This window comes from Hoeflea sp. AS16 (assembly GCF_038900095.1).
GTDB lineage: Bacteria > Pseudomonadota > Alphaproteobacteria > Rhizobiales > Rhizobiaceae > Hoeflea.
In genome coordinates this window covers 1-15,242 of the sequence record NZ_JBBMQQ010000009.1, presented here as the reverse complement: position 1 = coordinate 15,242, position 15,242 = coordinate 1, and the positions used below count along the sequence as shown (strand labels likewise).

Genomic DNA, 15,242 nt, shown 5'->3' with positions numbered 1-15,242 from the left:
CCTTAAAACGCCAGCGCGCGCTCGGCCAGCTGGCGGTTGACCGAAACACCGTATTCGGTTTGCAGCCGCGCCACCATCTGGTCGAGAATGTCGTCGGAGATCTGCTGCGACACCTGGTTGCGCTGTTCAGGCGACACCGAGTCCGCCGTCACGGTGGCGGCGTCATTGACCGAGGTCACCTTGAGCAGGATCCGGTTCTCGCCCGAGGCGTCATTGGCCACTTCGACCACGCCGTTCGGCCCCGAAAAGGCTGACGCGACCGCAGCCGCGCCGAACACGGCGTCAGCGCTGTTGCGGCTCAGCGCGTATTTGGTCTCAACCGCAACCGAGAGCTCTTCGGCAATCGCCGACAGCTCGGCGCCCTTGGATACGCGTTCCTTCAGTTCCGCAGCCTTGGCGCCCAGCGCTTCGGCCGTCTTCATCGCGGTCCAGTCGGCCACCACCTTCTCGCGCACTTCCTCAAGCGTGCGGTCGCGGGCAGGGATCACGTCATTGACCTCGAACCAGACGAAGCCTTCCGCACCGATGTTGATCGGCGGCGTTTCGACACCGGCCTCGGCCTCGAAAGCTTCGCGCAGCAATGTCTGCGATTCCGGAAGGTCGCGAACAACCGTGCCGTCCGGAGTCTGGCCGCTGCGGTCAACGGCATCGAGCGTCACCGTCGTCAGCTTCTGCTGGGCGGCGGCCTCTTCGAGTGTCATGCCGCTGGCGCGCGCGTCCTCATAGGCGTCATGCACGTCAAGCAGCACCTGGGAGGCTTCCGCCAGCGCCAGCTGCTCACGGATTTCAGCCTCGACCTCTTCGAAGCTTTTCGAGGATTCGGGCGTGATTTCCGCGACCCGCAGGATCACCGGTCCGAACTGACCGTCAATCACCGGGGTGGTGTCACCGGCCTGGGCGACCGCAAACGCGGCATCGGCCAGCGACTGGTCCGGCACGGCGCTCTTGGCAAAGCTGCCGATGCGCACATCGCTGGGCGAGCGGCCCTGCTCGGCGATCAGGTCGTCAAAGCTCTTGCCGGCTTCAAGCTCGGCTGCTGCGGCGTCCGCTGCTGCCCGGTCGGCAAACACCAGCTGATCGATCGCCCGTGTCTCGGGCGTCGTGTAGCGGTCCTTGCGTGCCTCGTAGTCGGCGCGTGCCGCTTCGGCGGTGATCGCGGCCGGATCGGCGATATCTTCGTTCTGAAGCTTCACATAGGTGATCTTGCGGTATTCGGGAGCTGCGTAACGCGCCTTGTTTTCCTCAAACCAGGCCGAGAGCTCGCTGTCGCTGGGGGCTGCCACCGCATCAATGTTGGATTTGGTCAGCAGCAGGTAATCCACATCGCGGGTTTCCGCATCGTATTGCGCCAGCGCCTTGATCAGCGCATCAGGGGCTGCAAAACCGTCCGAGACCGCCTCGACGATCTGGGTTCTCACGGCAACCTGGCCACGGCTCTTGAGGTAGTCTTCCTCGCTCATTCCGGCCGAGTTCAGCACCAGGCGGAAATTGTTGCGATCGAACCGGCCGTTGAAATCATGAAACGCCGGGTCTTCGGCGATCAGCGCCGCAAGCCGGTCATCGGACAGGCCGAGGTTCATCGTCCGCGCCTGCTCGTCGAGCAGAGCGCCTGCGATCAGTTGCGAATAGACCTGGTTTTCAATGCCGAAGGCGCGAGCCTGTTCCGTGGTCAGCCGCTGACCGATCTGCCGTCCGACCACCGCCATCTGCCGGTCATAGGCAAGCCGGAATTCGTTCGGGCTCACCACCGTGTCGCCGACCGTGATCACCGCGGTGCTGCCGGCACTCAGGATGGAGCCCGAAATGCCCCACACGCCGAACGACGCAACCAGCAAAACGAGGAGAAGTTTGGCAACCCAGCTCTGGGCACCCTTACGCAAAGTATCAAGCATCAAAGCTCCTGCGGCATCAACAACATCGGTCCAGGGCAGACTTCATGAGAGCACCTGGGACCTTCTATCCGACCCTTTAGACCAAACCAGAGGCGAAATGAAGTGCGCGCCGGACGATTTGCGAGCCATGAAGCGCCGGTGACGCTATGGCAGCGCCCGCCCGCCAATGCACCGGATACGGGCCGGCGGGGAGATCACAATCATGCAACCCGCCCGATGCGGTGTGGCCTGTCCGGAACGTCTCTGCCGCCTTGCAGATATGCAGTAAAGCCCCGCTTTCAATGGATCGAAGCAACCATGTTTCGGGCATGCGCGGCAGTGGCTCGATTATGGTTAGAGAAATCTCAACACATGTATCGCTAGATGTGGATCCGCAATATCGTGATCTCTCAGGTAAACCGTGTCGTGATACAGTCGCAGATTGTCGAAAGCATCGATCCCGCAGCAACGGTGATCACGAAGATGCGGGAGCAGGGCATCTCCTCGCTGCCGCGCAATTACGCGTTGGTGTACGAATTTCTCAATACTTCCGATTCTGCCTTTATCCGGGAATACGGAGCGCTTGGCGTCCGGCCGACCCAGTCACAGCTTGATGACATCGGCATGAAGTTTCTGCCGCATCATCACGGCGTAAAGGTTGTCGAGGAAACCCGCGAACGCATTTCCGACGAGATGAAGGGCATGATCCGCTTGTTCAGGCAGGATCAGGCCACGCGCCAGCGGTATTCGGATTTGCTCGGTGATACATCTTCGCGCATGTCCGGCCAGGCAGCGTCCGGTTCGGACGCTCTCGATGCGCTGGTTCAGGTTCTCGCCTCCGCAACCGGGGATACTCTGGAAAAGGCCGAAGCCATCGTGCGTCAGATGGTCGATCGCGCCAGTGAAATGGCCCAGGTCAAATCTGAACTCGAAGAATACAAGCGTCTCGCCACCGTTGATCCTATCACCGGGCTTTCCAACCGGCGTGCCTTTGATGACCGGCTGTCCGTTGTCTACAGGGACAAGCTAAGCGCCGCGCGTCATGCCTTGCTGATTGCCGACATTGATCATTTCAAGATGTTCAACGACACCTACGGTCACCAGGTTGGCGACCGAGTGTTGAGCGTGGTTGCAAAAGTGATGAAAAGCGCCCTCAGCGAGGACGCCTTCGTTGCCCGGACCGGCGGCGAGGAGTTCGCGATAATCCTTGAGGACGCCAGCCTGGATATCGCCAGGGGAATTGCTGACCGCGTCCGGCTTATCGTTGAAAGAACCTCGTTGAAAAACCACTACGAGGGTCTCGATTGCGGCCGTATCACCATCACCTTGGGTCTGTGCATGGCAAGTGATGCCGCCGATGCGGAAGAGCTGTACAGCAATGCGGATATGGCGCTTTACGTGGCGAAGGATGCCGGGCGCAACCAGGTCAAGGCCTTTGATACGAAGTTGAAGCTGAAGAAGATGTTGCGTTTCAATCGCTGATCCGGAGAAACGGTTGTCCAGCGCCTCAGGCAGGCATTGGTGCAGGAATCCTGGCAGTAAGTCTGTTCGATAAGGTTACGCTTTATTCACAGGTGCTAATTAGGTTGGGCAATGCACCTTTGTTTGCAGAGAGAGTAACGCGGCATGGCTTCACGCGCCAAGAGTACGGCCGATCAGGATGGCGACATCTACTATCGCAGTTCCGATATCCGCTATGGCGCCCATTGCCCGGGCATTGTCGAACTGGTCTTCAAGGACGGCAAACACTTCATTGCGCTCACAGGTGTCATCGTGAACCTGTCGGTCACAGGATGTCTGTTTTCCAATGACAAGATGCCCTGGGCCGACCTGGAAGGTGGCGCGCCCGGTGATTCCCTGTTCGATATCATCCACGAGAATTGCCACATCTACATCCCATGGGCGGACATCCATTGCACCGGCAAGATCCGGCGCGTCGGATCTTTCATAATCGGCGTCAAGTTCGACCGGGAACTGACCGACGGCATCGTCAAGGCCATCGCCCGGCTCGAGCCCGGCCGAAACCGGCGTTTGAGCCCGAAAGACACCGGCCGCTACAATCGTATCCTTCCGGTTTCGAAAAAATAGCAACAGATGCGGCCCGCTTTGCTCGCGGCCTTCAGCCTGCGTCGCATTTGCAAATCATACCCGGTCTGCTAAGCCCGCTGCATGACAATCGGACCGGAGAATCCTGATGACACCTGACATTCGCCCGCTTGTGGCCGGCAACTGGAAGATGAACGGCACGCGCGAAAACCTTGCCGAACTCAAGGCGATGGCCGAAGGCCTGGGCCCGGATCTCACCGACAAGATCGACGCGCTGATCTGCCCGCCGGCAACCCTTCTCTATGTCGGCACCGCGGTTGCCGAGCACACCCCGCTGTCCATCGGCGCGCAGGACTGCCATGAAAAGCAGAGCGGCGCCTATACCGGCGATATTTCGGCCGCGATGATCGCCGATTGCCTGGGCACTCACGTGCTCGTCGGCCATTCCGAGCGCCGCACCCTGCATGGCGAGAGCAACGAGACAGTGCGCGCCAAGGCCGAAGCCGCGAAGGCTGCCGGTCTCACCCGCATCATCTGCATCGGCGAGACCGAGGCCGAGCGCAAGGCCGGAGACACGCTCAAGGTTCTGGGCCAGCAGCTTGCGGGTTCTGTCCCTGATGGCGCAACCGCGGTTGACACCGTGATTGCCTACGAGCCGGTCTGGGCCATTGGCACCGGCCTGACGCCTACCGTCGCCGACGTCTCCGAGGCCCATGCCTTCATCCGCGCCGAGATGCAAAACCGCTTTGCAGGCGAGGGGGCCCATATGCGGCTTCTCTATGGCGGCTCGGTCAAGCCCGACAATGCTGCCGAGCTTCTGGGAGTGCCCCATGTCGATGGTGCATTGATCGGCGGTGCCAGCTTGAAAGCGGCCGACTTCCTCGCCATCTGTAAGGCGTGCCGTGGCCTTTTGGGCTGACCAGAGACAGGTTTTGACCGCCTCTGAGCGGCGGTTCCGTTCAGACGGGACTTGGAAAGCAGGCTGCCCTCGTGTAAAGAGCCGCCAAACCGGACAGAGATTGCGCCCTTGAAGGGCAGGAAAGAACCCGATGCAAACCGTTTTGATTGTCATTCATCTCATGATCGTGCTGGCGCTTGTCGGCATCGTGCTGATTCAGCGCTCCGAAGGCGGGGGACTTGGCATTGGCGGCGGTTCCGGCTTCATGTCGGCGCGCGGTGCGGCCAATGCGCTGACGCGAACCACCGGCATTCTTGCCGCAGCCTTCTTCATCACCTCGCTGGCGCTGGGCATTCTCGCCCGCTACAGCGACAGCCCGACCGACATTCTCGACCGGATCCCGTCCCAGACGCAAGGCACCGGCTCGGGCGTTCTCGATCAGCTCGGCGGCGCTGCGGCTCCTGCCACCGTGCCGTCTGAAACTCCCGCCGCGGATGCGGCAGCCGAAATTCCGGGTACTTCCGGCTCGGACGTTCCGTCCGGTCAGTAAGGCCTGAAAATTCATTGACCGGCGGTTGGCACCAAGCCTCCGCCGGTTTTTTCATGTGGTTTTGCGGGCCATTGGTCTGTTATGCACCACTAAAACGCGTCATCGGAATTTTTGGGTGGCGGAATCAGTTCTCTAAAGGTATCGGTTCAATCCCATGGCGCGATATGTTTTCATAACCGGCGGCGTGGTCTCCTCGCTTGGAAAAGGCATTGCCTCGGCCGCCCTTGGTGCGTTGCTGCAGGCCCGTGGTTACCGGGTGCGGCTGCGCAAACTCGACCCCTATCTCAATGTCGATCCGGGCACCATGAGCCCGACGCAGCACGGTGAGGTGTTTGTCACCGACGACGGTGCCGAAACCGACCTTGATCTGGGACATTACGAACGCTTTACCGGGCGCTCGGCGGTGAAATCCGACAACATCACCACCGGCCGGATCTACAAGGACATCATCGACAAGGAACGCCGCGGCGACTATCTCGGCGCCACGGTTCAGGTGATTCCGCACGTTACCAATGAAATCAAGGACTTCGTGCTCGAGGGCAACGAGAATTATGATTTCGTGCTGTGCGAGATCGGCGGCACCGTCGGCGATATCGAGGCGATGCCGTTCATCGAGGCGATTCGCCAGCTCGGCAATGATCTGCCGCGCGGCAATGCCGTCTACGTGCATCTGACGCTGATGCCGTGGATTGCCGCTGCCGGTGAGCTCAAGACCAAGCCGACCCAGCACTCGGTCAAGGAACTGCAGGCCATGGGCATCGCGCCCGATATCCTGCTGGTCCGCGCCGATCGCGAGATTCCGTCGGAAGAACGCCGCAAGCTTTCGCAATTCTGCAACGTCCGCCCGTCCGCGGTTATCCAGGCGCTCGATGTGCCATCGATCTACGATGTACCGATCGCCTACCACAAGGAAGGCCTCGACACCGAGGTGCTGGCCGCTTTCGGCATCGATCCGGCACCGGCGCCGCGCATGCAGGCCTGGGAGAAGGTCTCCGAGCGCATCCACAATCCCGAGGGCGAAGTCACCATCGCCATCGTCGGCAAGTACACCGGCCTGAAAGACGCCTACAAATCGCTGATCGAGGCGCTGTATCACGGCGGCATCGCCAACCGGGTCAAGGTCAAGCTCGAATGGATCGAATCCGAGATCTTCGAGAAGGAAGACCCGTCGCCCTGGCTGGAAAAGGTCAACGGCATCCTGGTCCCCGGCGGCTTTGGCGAGCGCGGCGCTGAAGGCAAGATCGCCGCGGCAAAGTTCGCCCGCGAGCGCAAGGTTCCCTATTTCGGCATTTGCTACGGCATGCAGATGGCGGTGCTGGATGCGGCGCGCAATCTGGCCGGCATCGAGGACGCCATGTCATCGGAATTTGACCGCAAGAAGGGCACCCACGTCGTCGGTATCATGACCGAATGGCTCAAGGGCAACCAGCTTGAAAAGCGCGCCGCCAATGGCGATCTCGGTGGCACCATGCGGCTTGGTGCCTATCCGCATCCGCTCAAGTCCGGCACCTTGATCTCGAGCATCTACGGCTCCAACGAGGTGTCCGAGCGCCATCGTCATCGTTACGAGGTCAACATTGCCTTCAGGGAACAGCTGGAAAAGGCCGGCCTGGTATTCTCCGGCGTATCACCCGATGGCCTGTTGCCCGAAACCATCGAGTATCCGCAGGATGTGCATCCGTGGTTCATCGGCGTGCAGTATCACCCCGAACTCAAGTCGAGGCCGCTCGAACCGCACCCGCTGTTCGCCAGCTTCATCGAGGCAGCACTCGAGCAGTCGCGGCTGGTGTAGACCTGGCCTGACAGGCTGATCGGAGCCGACAGAAGGGTGCGTGATACTATGTCCGGCCTAAGGGCTTCTGTAAGTAAAATACGTCGCAAAGGTCCGCTCCATATCCCTAGCAGATGGGAAGGGGACATTTGCGATCCAGGGCGCGCTTCTGCGGCAACTGGAACTCCCTCCTGCTGATGGCGGTCTTGGAATTTTACGTGGTGGATTTCTTGTCAATCAACACAGCTTGCTGCCATTTGCTGGGCTTCTTGTCGGTGCGATGAATGCAGCCTGCCCAACAGCATGGACGTTTTTGACCTTCGAGAAGCTCTTCTACCGTTCGTTTGATCCGCCGTATCCGAGTCTTGTCCTGTTTTGCGTCTTCGACCCAGCAAATGAATTCGTTACGGGCTATTGGTGTCAAATTCTCCCAGAGATTGGTGACTTCTGTTGATTCTGTCAGCGCATCAACCAGGTCGATGGGTAATTCGTGGACAAGACCACCTGATATTTGCTTTTTCATGCATTCTGCCGATCAGATTTCTTGAGCGCTGAATGTTGACCTGTTTCGAGCCTCAAAATAGCAAGCAAAGTCGCATTCTTGAAGTGTCGGATTGAGTGTGTCGCGACAGGCTTCGGCGGTGCGGAATTACGCAAGGCAGGCGCCGGTGCATTGGCCTGCAAATGCACTCTCCACCCGGAATGCGCCGGGTAATGTCATATCCAGCCTTCCCGGGTTGTTTGACCCAGCGTCTTGCTGGAGAGGGGGCGCGCGCCAGGGTCAATCGAGCCTGACGCGCATTGGTTTCAGGCCGGCTTGCCGAGCCCGTACCTTATGACCATGTACAGGAACAGCAGCATCGAAGCAGCCGTCAGCATCGATCCTGTCGCAGCCATTGCGTCGCTGCCGCCCTTGAGCACGATAACGATGCCGGGAACCATGACCGCCACACCGGCAATCGCCAGCACCAGGTGCAACTTGGCCAGCACCGAGGCAGCCGCCGACGGTGTCAACGTGTAGTACAGGCCAAACAACGCCATGGTGACCCATCCGACCAGATTGAGGTGGGCATGGGCACCCGCCAGCACATGGTCCCCGGAAATGGACATCTGGATGCCCCAGAACATGCCAAGGGTGACGCAAAGTACCCCGATAACAAAAAAGCAAAATCCGATCCCACGCATTTCATTCCCCCGTTATTTTTTCCACCCGGACATCGCGCTTCAATGGCTGTCCGAAGGCGGCCATATTGCGCCAATCCGGCATGAGGAACCAGAGATCGGGGATTGTCCGGACTTGAGACGATGCGCGGAAAGATTACATTAGCGAAAAATTCGCGCTTAACGTCAGCCGCCGAACCAGCTCGTCGCCACCACCGCGATCGGCACCGGAGCCACGGCAAGGCAGGTGCCGGCCAGGAACTGCGGAAACGACATCAGCTTGCTCAGTCCGGTGACCAGCGCAATGCCGCCGCCACCGCCAAGCAGGGTGTTGCCCGGCAGGTTGATCAGCACGATGAACGTGATCATCCGGTGATTGACCAGCCAGGGCTTGAGCCAGCGCGGCGCATGCTGGGTGAGATAGCGGTCTCGGCCATGAGGCCCGAGGCGCGCAAAAGCCTCGATCAGCACCGCCACCCGTTCAATACCGTGACGCCTGAGCCACCCCGCCAGCCTGTGTTCCGGAACCAGCCGTCCCAGTGTGAATGACAGCGTCAACGCCGTGATGGTCGACAGGTAGACGATGACGGCGACCTTGGCGCCAAACACCATCAGCAAGGCCACCCCGATTTCCGTTCCCGGCACGAACGGAATCGCGGTCAGAACCACATAGGCCAGCAGAATGGCAGCCACCGCTCCGAGATAGGGCATGCCTGTCTGCGCAATCGACGAGACCTGCAGGCTGGATTCAATTTTCATTCCCAGCCAGCGCCCGCCGATGATCAGGCAGCCGTAAAAGGCCAGCAACATGCCCGCCCTGATCCATTGCCTGGTCCTGCTGCTGCTCATCTTCCGCCTTCCGGGCCCGAGCTCCCGCGCCCGCTTTGCCTGTCTGTCTCGCCCGTTGGTACCACAAACCGCGTGCGCCGTCTGATGCCCTGAGCCTCCGTCATCGCAAGCCGTAAAATTGTGCTGCCTCGTGCAGCAAACCCGGTACAGCGCGGGAGGCGGAATGGCCCGGCACCATAAAACATTGGCCGCGTGCGGGGGATCGGGGTAGGTTCGCCCTTCGAGACCGGCCATCATCAGGCGCGGTGCCTTGACAGATCATTGGCCAGAACGCCCGGGACGACATCATGCGGCATCTCAGCAGTTTCTCTCACATCCTCCTGCGCCTTGCCGCGCTTGTTTTCGCTCTGGCTCTTTCGGGCATGCCAGCCGTCGCACAGGAAACCGTCGAACCCGCAGGGCCCACCATCGAGATCGGAAACGCGGTCACCGCCGATGCCGAAATCCGCATTCGCATCCAGAAGATCTTTCGCGAAATTGACGGGCTTGGTCAGGTCGGCATTTCTGTCAGTTCCGGCGTGGTCACGCTGAACGGCCAGGTCGAGGAAGCGGTTCTGGCCCAAAAGGCGGAAGATCTGGTCAGCCGCGTCGCCGGCGTGGTCGCCATCGAAAACGAGCTCACCGAGCAGACTGCGGTGAGCGAACGCCTCAAGCCGGTCATCGGCCGCTTCGAGACCCGCATGCAGCAGACGCTCGATTACCTGCCGCTGGTGCTGGTTGCCGGTCTTGTCTGGGTGCTGATCGGATTGTTTGGCTGGTTCGTGACCACCCGCAAGCAACCCTGGGACTGGCTCACGCCCAACGCCTTCATCGCCGACCTGTTGCGCCAGACCGTCTGGCTGGCGTTTGTCATGTTCGGTGCGCTGATGGCGCTCGACATTCTCGGCGCAACGGCTGTGCTCGGCACCATTCTGGGCGCTGTCGGCATCATCGGCCTGGCCATTGGCTTTGCCGTCAAGGACACGGTCGAAAACTACATCGCCTCGATCCTGCTGTCGGTCCGCCAGCCGTTCCAGCCGCGTGATTTCATTGCGCTGGAAGGCATGCAGGGCTTCGTCATCCGGCTCACCTCGCGCGCCACCATCCTGATGGACATCGACGGCAACCATATCCGCATCCCCAATGCCACCGTGTTCAAGGCCAACATCGTCAACTACTCCCGCAACCCCGAACGCCGCTTTTCGTTCGAGCTCGGCGTCGATGCTGACAGCCAGTTGCACGACGCGCTCGGCATCTGCCGCCAGACGCTTGATAGCCTTGATTTTGTTCTGAAAAATCCGGAGCCCGGGGTCTGGATCGAAAAAGTGGGCGATTCCAATGTCGTCATCGGTGTGTCCGGCTGGATCAACCAGACCGAGACCGATTACGTCAAGGCCCGCTCCGAGGCGATCCGCACGGTCAAGACCGCACTGGAGACCGCCGGTTTCGCGCTGCCCGAGCCTATCTATCGTCTGCGCTTCGACACGGCAGCTGCGATGCCTGTCATGCCGGAGCTGGAGCATCTGTCCGGCAGCAAGCCAGCAGCCACTGCGAAGCCCGTTCCGGCCGCTGCGGAAAGCGAGGTCCCGCCTGCCGCGCCGGTCACCAACACCGGGGTCGATGAGGCTGTGCTCAAGAAGGTCGACGAGGAACGCCAGCAGGAGCCGGGTACAGATCTGCTCTCGACCGGCGCCGAGGACGAACTCGGGGCGAGACCAAACGCGTAAGGCGCGCCCGGCGGTACCGGCTACAGGCGAAGGCATGTGGATGTTACAGGACGGCCGGCGTGTCCTCGCGGCAGCTGCGTGACGTCAATCTACAGCCCGACCCCGTTCTATAGATAACGGCAGTCGCGTCCCGGATGGCTTTTGGCAGAAGCGTGCGGGTTCGTCCAGTGCCGGTGAGGGCAGGGTTTCCCCTCGCATTTTGTCCACACCCTCCTGACCCCATGCCATAATCCTGGCGCTCCCGCTGCCGGATGGACCGCGAACGTTGTGGTCCAGGCGGGAGGAAGGCCTCCGGGTTTTTGCCGTAACGTGCGGCGGGACGATGGAGGAGGCGGTGCACCGGCGGGTTCCGCTGGCAGCAGGATCAGCCTGAACGGGATGCCCCCGAACTGGAGGATCGGCCAAGCCAGCCACCGGAGCCATCCTTGCCCCTTGTGTCCGGCCAGCGCCGGCCGGCTGTCAGGGTGAGGGTGGAGACGGACCTGTGGCGGGCCGCCTTGCGGATGCGGGACGGGCGTGACGTCCAATCGCCGTCGCCCCTGGCGTTCCCGGATCGTCAACGCGAGGCCCAGCCCGTGCCGGACGATGCCACCCGTCGCTTACGGTCGCCCGTGTCCGGGCGGCGAAAAAGCGGCAAGCAACTGCCTGCCGGGTGTGGACACCATCCGGCGAAGCTCGGGCCGCGCGCAAGCTGCGCCACCCATTGTATTTCATTTTCCGAACGGCACAGCCTGCGAGCGGCCCTCCGGATCAGTCCCCTGTCATCACACCCCGGCGGTCCTCCGCGCGGGCACGCACTCTGTTGCGCACCGCGGTCAGGTCTGCTGTCGCGCCCTTGCCGCGAAACCGCAAATTTGAGACACTCTCTCCGTGTGGCGTCCCGGCTCGGACCGCATCGTTTCCTGCAATACCCGCCCGCGGCGAGCAGAGAACGGGCGCCCTAGGAGGATCAGGCCATGCCCATTCGCGCCAAGTTCATGAAACCCGTTGCCGCGGCAGCACTTGCATTGATGTGGGCTGCGCCCGCCCACGCCACGGTGTCGATTTCCTGCTCCGACATGAAATTTGATTCCAGCATCGATATTGTTCTCGGCGCCGGGCCGGTGCCGAATGTGTTCTCGGTGTCTCTTTCCGTCGGCGGTCGTGAGTTCACCACCGCTCCGGGACTGCCCGGCGAACCGGTCGATATCGCCCAGGCTTTTGATGATGGCGAGGTCTTCCGCATCGATCTGGTCGATCCGCAGGTGACCAAACGCGTGGCGGCGATCCGGTTGCTGCGCGGCGAGCACGATACCGCACCGTTGCAGATCGGTTTTGTCCAGATCGAGGAAGAACCGCCAATCGGCATTTCCTGTGTAGGGCCGTAAGCGGGCCGGTGTTGGCCATCTACGCCGCAAGCCAGCAACCGGCCATCGCCACAGGCTGTAAAACAGGCTGCTACTTGGCCTTGGCTTTCTTCACATAGGCCGCCATCAGTGCTGCCATCCGCGCGTTGCGGATTGCAGATGTTTTTTCGCCCATGACCACACCGACCACGGATTTGCCGCCGCGATTGACGGATGTGGCAAGGTTGAAGCCCGAAGCGCGGGTGTAGCCGGTTTTCAGCCCGTCAGCGCCGGGGATCATCTCCAGTGCCTTGTTGTGCCCCTTGATCGTCCGCCCCGCCACAGTGACCTCTTTGTGGGCGAAATAGCCGTAATAGTGCGGGAACTGGCGCCTGAGCGCGATCGACAACCGTGCCATGTCGGTCGCCGTCGTCACCTGGTCCGGATCGGGCAGCCCCGAAGCATTCTTGAACACGGTCCGGCTCATGCCGAGCGCGCGCGCTTTCGCCGTCATCATCTGGGCGAAACGGGCTTCCGAGCCGCCGCCGAGGAATTCCGCCGTTGCGGTGGCCACATCATTGGCGGATTTGACCACAAGCACCCGGATGGCAGTATCGACCGGGATAGACTGGCCGGCTTTCAGTCCAAGCTTGGAGGGCGGACGTGCGGCGGCATTGCGTGAAATCGGGATCAGGTCGGAGCGGCTGACGCGGCCTTCGTCCATGGCCTCGAACAGCAGATACAGCGTCATCATCTTGGTCAGCGAGGCGGGATAGCGCAACTCGTTGGTATTGGCGCCGTAGAGCATCTTGCCGGACTTGGCATCGACCACGATCGCCGCGTATTTCTCCGTCGTCGGCGCAATCGGCGCGATACTGTCCTCGATCGACCCGCCCGACGAGGCGCAGGCCGAAACCGCTGCCGTCACCAACGTCAAAGTCAAAATCAAGCGGCAACGGCGCCACGCATGTGCAATCAGCCCGGTCAAAGACAGCTCCCGTTTTCAGCCCGTTAACCAATTACCGTCTGGGCACGATTCCCGCAAGGGTGCGCGGGCTTTCCCGGGCGCCACCGTACTTCAAGGCGCTTGGCCACATCGGCGCAGTTGCGCCCGATCCGGGCTTGCTGATAAGGGAGAGCCGAACGGAGTAACCCCACCGATGCCATCACCGCGCACCCCACGTCCTCTCGATCATCTCGTGCTTCCGGTCGAGGATCTCGATACCGCGCGGATCCGCCATGCGGATCTCGGTTTCATCGTCGCCGCCGATGCGCGCCATCCTTTCGGCACCGAAAACGCTTGCGTGTTTTTTGCCGACGGGACCTATCTCGAGCCGCTGGCCATTGCCTCGCGCGAGGACTGCGAAGCGGCGGCACGGGAGGGCAATGTTTTTGTCGGCCGTGACCAGGCCTACCGCTTCCGCCGCGGTGACAACGGCTTCAGCGCGTTTGTCGTCGGGTCGAAGGACGCCGATGCAGACCACGCCCGGTTTACACAACTCGGCATGTCGGGTGGCGAGATGCTCACCTTCTCCCGGCCGATGGCGTTTCCCGACGGATCGGAACAGACAGCAAGCTTCAAGCTGTCCTTCGCCTCGGATCTGCGGGCGCCGGATTTCTTCGGTTTCGCGGTCGAGCGCATCAATGTGCCATCCGCCGACCGCTCGGCGCTGACCGCCCATCACAATGGTGTCGTCGGGATTTCCGAAGTCATCCTGTCCGAACCCAATCCGACCGATTTCCAGTATTTCATCCAGGAACTTGCCTGCAATCGCGAGGTTGACGCCAATTCCTTCGGCATGTCGGTCGAACTCGACGGCGCCACCGTCACCGTCTTCAACAAGGCCGGCCTTGAAACCCATCTCGGCGTCATGGACCCGTCGCGCGAACGGGGCCTCATCGGCCGCGCCGTGGTCTACCAGGTCAAGAACCTGCAGGCGCTCGGAGCCTTGCTGCTGGAAAACAACGTCACCGCCCGTCAGGTGGCTGGCCGGCTTGTCGTCGATCCCGCGCCGGGCCAGGGCGCCTATTACTGCTTTGAGGAAATCCGATGAGTGCAAAACCCAACGCCAGCGTTACGGTTGGCAACACGGTCTTTGACAACACCAGGCCGCTGACGTTGATCGCCGGTCCATGCCAGTTCGAATCCCGCGATCATGCTTTCGACATGGCAGGTAGCCTCAAGGAGCTGTGCGGGCGTCTTGGGATAGGTCTGGTCTACAAGTCGAGTTACGACAAGGCCAATCGCACCTCGCTGTCGAGCACCCGCGGTGCAGGGCTCGACGCGGCGATGCCGGTGTTTGACGAACTGCGCGAGAAGCTCGGCCTGCCGGTGCTCACCGACATCCACACCGAGGAGCAATGCGCCATCGTCGCTCCCCATGTCGATGTGCTGCAGATCCCGGCCTTCCTCTGCCGCCAGACCGATCTCCTGGTTGCTGCCGCTGCGACCGGCAAGGTCATCAACGTCAAGAAGGGCCAGTTCCTCGCCCCCTGGGACATGAAGAACGTGCTGGGCAAGATCACCGGCTCCGGCAACGCAAACGTGCTCTTGACCGAGCGTGGCGCCTCCTTCGGCTACAACACGCTTGTCTCGGACATGCGGGCGCTGCCGATCATGGCCGACATGGGCGCGCCGGTGATCTTTGACGCCACCCACTCCGTGCAGCAGCCCGGCGGGCAGGGAACGACATCGGGCGGCGAGCGCCGCTTTGTCGAGACGCTGGCCCGCGCCGCCGTTGCCGTCGGTATAGCCGGGGTCTTCATCGAGACCCACGAGGACCCGGACAATTCCACCTCGTCTGACGGCCCCAACATGATTCCGCTCAAGGATCTGCCGCGCCTTCTCGAAACTCTGATGGCCTTCGATGCGGTTGCCAAGCGGGCCTGAGCTTCATCGTCTGATGAAGGGTCTCCTGCAGGCCGGCAAACAAAAAAGGCCGCCGGATTTTCCCCGGCGGCCTGTTTGCTTGTATCTTGGAGATTTACCGGATCAGAACTCGCTCCAGCTCTCTTCCTTCTGGGCGGTTGCCGCACCGCCACGGCCGAAGGCCGAGGCGATCTTG

The 15,242-nt window shown here is 61.4% G+C and carries 14 protein-coding genes; 9 read left to right on the top strand and 5 right to left on the bottom strand.

Annotation, left to right across the window (positions count from 1 at the left end):
• Window positions 1–2 precede the first annotated feature (2 nt).
• The gene (locus tag WNY80_RS18380) at window positions 3–1,892 is read right to left on the bottom strand and encodes a SurA N-terminal domain-containing protein (protein WP_342888870.1); all 1,890 of its coding nucleotides are present in this window, start codon (window positions 1,890–1,892) and stop codon (window positions 3–5) included.
• Window positions 1,893–2,297: 405 nt separating this feature from the next.
• Between WNY80_RS18380 and WNY80_RS18375 the strand changes: the two genes are divergently transcribed.
• The 5 genes from WNY80_RS18375 to WNY80_RS18355 all read left to right on the top strand — a co-directional run bounded on the left by WNY80_RS18375 (window position 2,298) and on the right by WNY80_RS18355 (window position 7,157).
• Window positions 2,298–3,353 carry a GGDEF domain-containing protein gene (locus WNY80_RS18375; protein ID WP_342888869.1) on the top strand — a complete coding sequence of 352 codons (1,056 nt, stop codon included), beginning with the start codon at window positions 2,298–2,300 and terminating at the stop codon, window positions 3,351–3,353.
• Between the two features lie 144 nt (window positions 3,354–3,497).
• Entirely contained in the window at window positions 3,498–3,959 is a 462-nt protein-coding gene (locus tag WNY80_RS18370) for a PilZ domain-containing protein (protein ID WP_342888868.1), read from the top strand.
• Window positions 3,960–4,065: 106 nt separating this feature from the next.
• Entirely contained in the window at window positions 4,066–4,836 is a 771-nt protein-coding gene (tpiA, locus tag WNY80_RS18365; RefSeq protein WP_342888867.1) for a triose-phosphate isomerase, read from the top strand.
• Window positions 4,837–4,966: 130 nt separating this feature from the next.
• Window positions 4,967–5,365, top strand: coding sequence for a preprotein translocase subunit SecG (secG, locus tag WNY80_RS18360; protein ID WP_342888866.1), 399 nt, complete (start codon window positions 4,967–4,969; stop codon window positions 5,363–5,365).
• A gap of 154 nt (window positions 5,366–5,519) precedes the next feature.
• A complete protein-coding gene (locus WNY80_RS18355) occupies window positions 5,520–7,157 on the top strand; it encodes a CTP synthase (RefSeq protein ID WP_342888865.1) in 1,638 nt (545 codons plus the stop codon).
• A 193-nt stretch (window positions 7,158–7,350) separates the two neighbouring features.
• Here the strand turns inward: WNY80_RS18355 and WNY80_RS18350 are convergent, their stop codons facing one another.
• From WNY80_RS18350 to WNY80_RS18340, 3 genes are all read right to left on the bottom strand, one after another.
• Window positions 7,351–7,659 carry a YdeI/OmpD-associated family protein gene (locus WNY80_RS18350; protein ID WP_342888864.1) on the bottom strand — a complete coding sequence of 103 codons (309 nt, stop codon included), beginning with the start codon at window positions 7,657–7,659 and terminating at the stop codon, window positions 7,351–7,353.
• Between the two features lie 284 nt (window positions 7,660–7,943).
• A complete protein-coding gene (locus WNY80_RS18345; protein ID WP_342888863.1) occupies window positions 7,944–8,246 on the bottom strand; it encodes a hypothetical protein in 303 nt (100 codons plus the stop codon).
• A gap of 237 nt (window positions 8,247–8,483) precedes the next feature.
• Window positions 8,484–9,146 carry a hypothetical protein gene (locus WNY80_RS18340; RefSeq protein WP_342888862.1) on the bottom strand — a complete coding sequence of 221 codons (663 nt, stop codon included), beginning with the start codon at window positions 9,144–9,146 and terminating at the stop codon, window positions 8,484–8,486.
• A 287-nt stretch (window positions 9,147–9,433) separates the two neighbouring features.
• Between WNY80_RS18340 and WNY80_RS18335 the strand changes: the two genes are divergently transcribed.
• Together WNY80_RS18335 and WNY80_RS18330 are read left to right on the top strand one after the other, a co-directional pair.
• Complete coding sequence (locus tag WNY80_RS18335; protein ID WP_342888861.1) at window positions 9,434–10,852, top strand: mechanosensitive ion channel family protein; 1,419 nt, start codon at window positions 9,434–9,436, stop codon at window positions 10,850–10,852.
• 956 nt (window positions 10,853–11,808) lie between these two features.
• Window positions 11,809–12,219, top strand: coding sequence for a hypothetical protein (locus WNY80_RS18330; RefSeq protein ID WP_342888860.1), 411 nt, complete (start codon window positions 11,809–11,811; stop codon window positions 12,217–12,219).
• A 70-nt stretch (window positions 12,220–12,289) separates the two neighbouring features.
• Here WNY80_RS18330 and WNY80_RS18325 read toward each other — a convergent pair whose 3' ends face one another.
• On the bottom strand, window positions 12,290–13,105 hold the full coding sequence (locus WNY80_RS18325) for a D-alanyl-D-alanine carboxypeptidase family protein (RefSeq protein WP_342889014.1): 816 nt from the start codon (window positions 13,103–13,105) through the stop codon (window positions 12,290–12,292).
• A gap of 232 nt (window positions 13,106–13,337) precedes the next feature.
• Between WNY80_RS18325 and WNY80_RS18320 the strand changes: the two genes are divergently transcribed.
• Together WNY80_RS18320 and kdsA are read left to right on the top strand one after the other, a co-directional pair.
• On the top strand, window positions 13,338–14,231 hold the full coding sequence (locus tag WNY80_RS18320) for a VOC family protein (protein WP_342888859.1): 894 nt from the start codon (window positions 13,338–13,340) through the stop codon (window positions 14,229–14,231).
• Window positions 14,228–15,067 carry a 3-deoxy-8-phosphooctulonate synthase gene (gene kdsA / locus WNY80_RS18315; protein ID WP_342888858.1) on the top strand — a complete coding sequence of 280 codons (840 nt, stop codon included), beginning with the start codon at window positions 14,228–14,230 and terminating at the stop codon, window positions 15,065–15,067. Before WNY80_RS18320 ends, kdsA begins: the two co-directional genes overlap by 4 nt.
• Window positions 15,068–15,242 lie beyond the last annotated feature (175 nt).

Coding starts and splice junctions, on each gene's coding strand:
- WNY80_RS18380 (WP_342888870.1), bottom strand. CDS start 1,892: ATGCTTGATACTTTGCGTAAGGGTGCCCAGAGCTGGGTTGCCAAACTT.
- WNY80_RS18370 (WP_342888868.1), top strand. CDS start 3,498: ATGGCTTCACGCGCCAAGAGTACGGCCGATCAGGATGGCGACATCTAC.
- tpiA (WP_342888867.1), top strand. CDS start 4,066: ATGACACCTGACATTCGCCCGCTTGTGGCCGGCAACTGGAAGATGAAC.
- secG (WP_342888866.1), top strand. CDS start 4,967: ATGCAAACCGTTTTGATTGTCATTCATCTCATGATCGTGCTGGCGCTT.
- WNY80_RS18355 (WP_342888865.1), top strand. CDS start 5,520: ATGGCGCGATATGTTTTCATAACCGGCGGCGTGGTCTCCTCGCTTGGA.
- WNY80_RS18350 (WP_342888864.1), bottom strand. CDS start 7,659: ATGAAAAAGCAAATATCAGGTGGTCTTGTCCACGAATTACCCATCGAC.
- WNY80_RS18345 (WP_342888863.1), bottom strand. CDS start 8,246: ATGTCCATTTCCGGGGACCATGTGCTGGCGGGTGCCCATGCCCACCTC.
- WNY80_RS18340 (WP_342888862.1), bottom strand. CDS start 9,146: ATGAGCAGCAGCAGGACCAGGCAATGGATCAGGGCGGGCATGTTGCTG.
- WNY80_RS18335 (WP_342888861.1), top strand. CDS start 9,434: ATGCGGCATCTCAGCAGTTTCTCTCACATCCTCCTGCGCCTTGCCGCG.
- WNY80_RS18330 (WP_342888860.1), top strand. CDS start 11,809: ATGCCCATTCGCGCCAAGTTCATGAAACCCGTTGCCGCGGCAGCACTT.
- WNY80_RS18320 (WP_342888859.1), top strand. CDS start 13,338: ATGCCATCACCGCGCACCCCACGTCCTCTCGATCATCTCGTGCTTCCG.
- kdsA (WP_342888858.1), top strand. CDS start 14,228: ATGAGTGCAAAACCCAACGCCAGCGTTACGGTTGGCAACACGGTCTTT.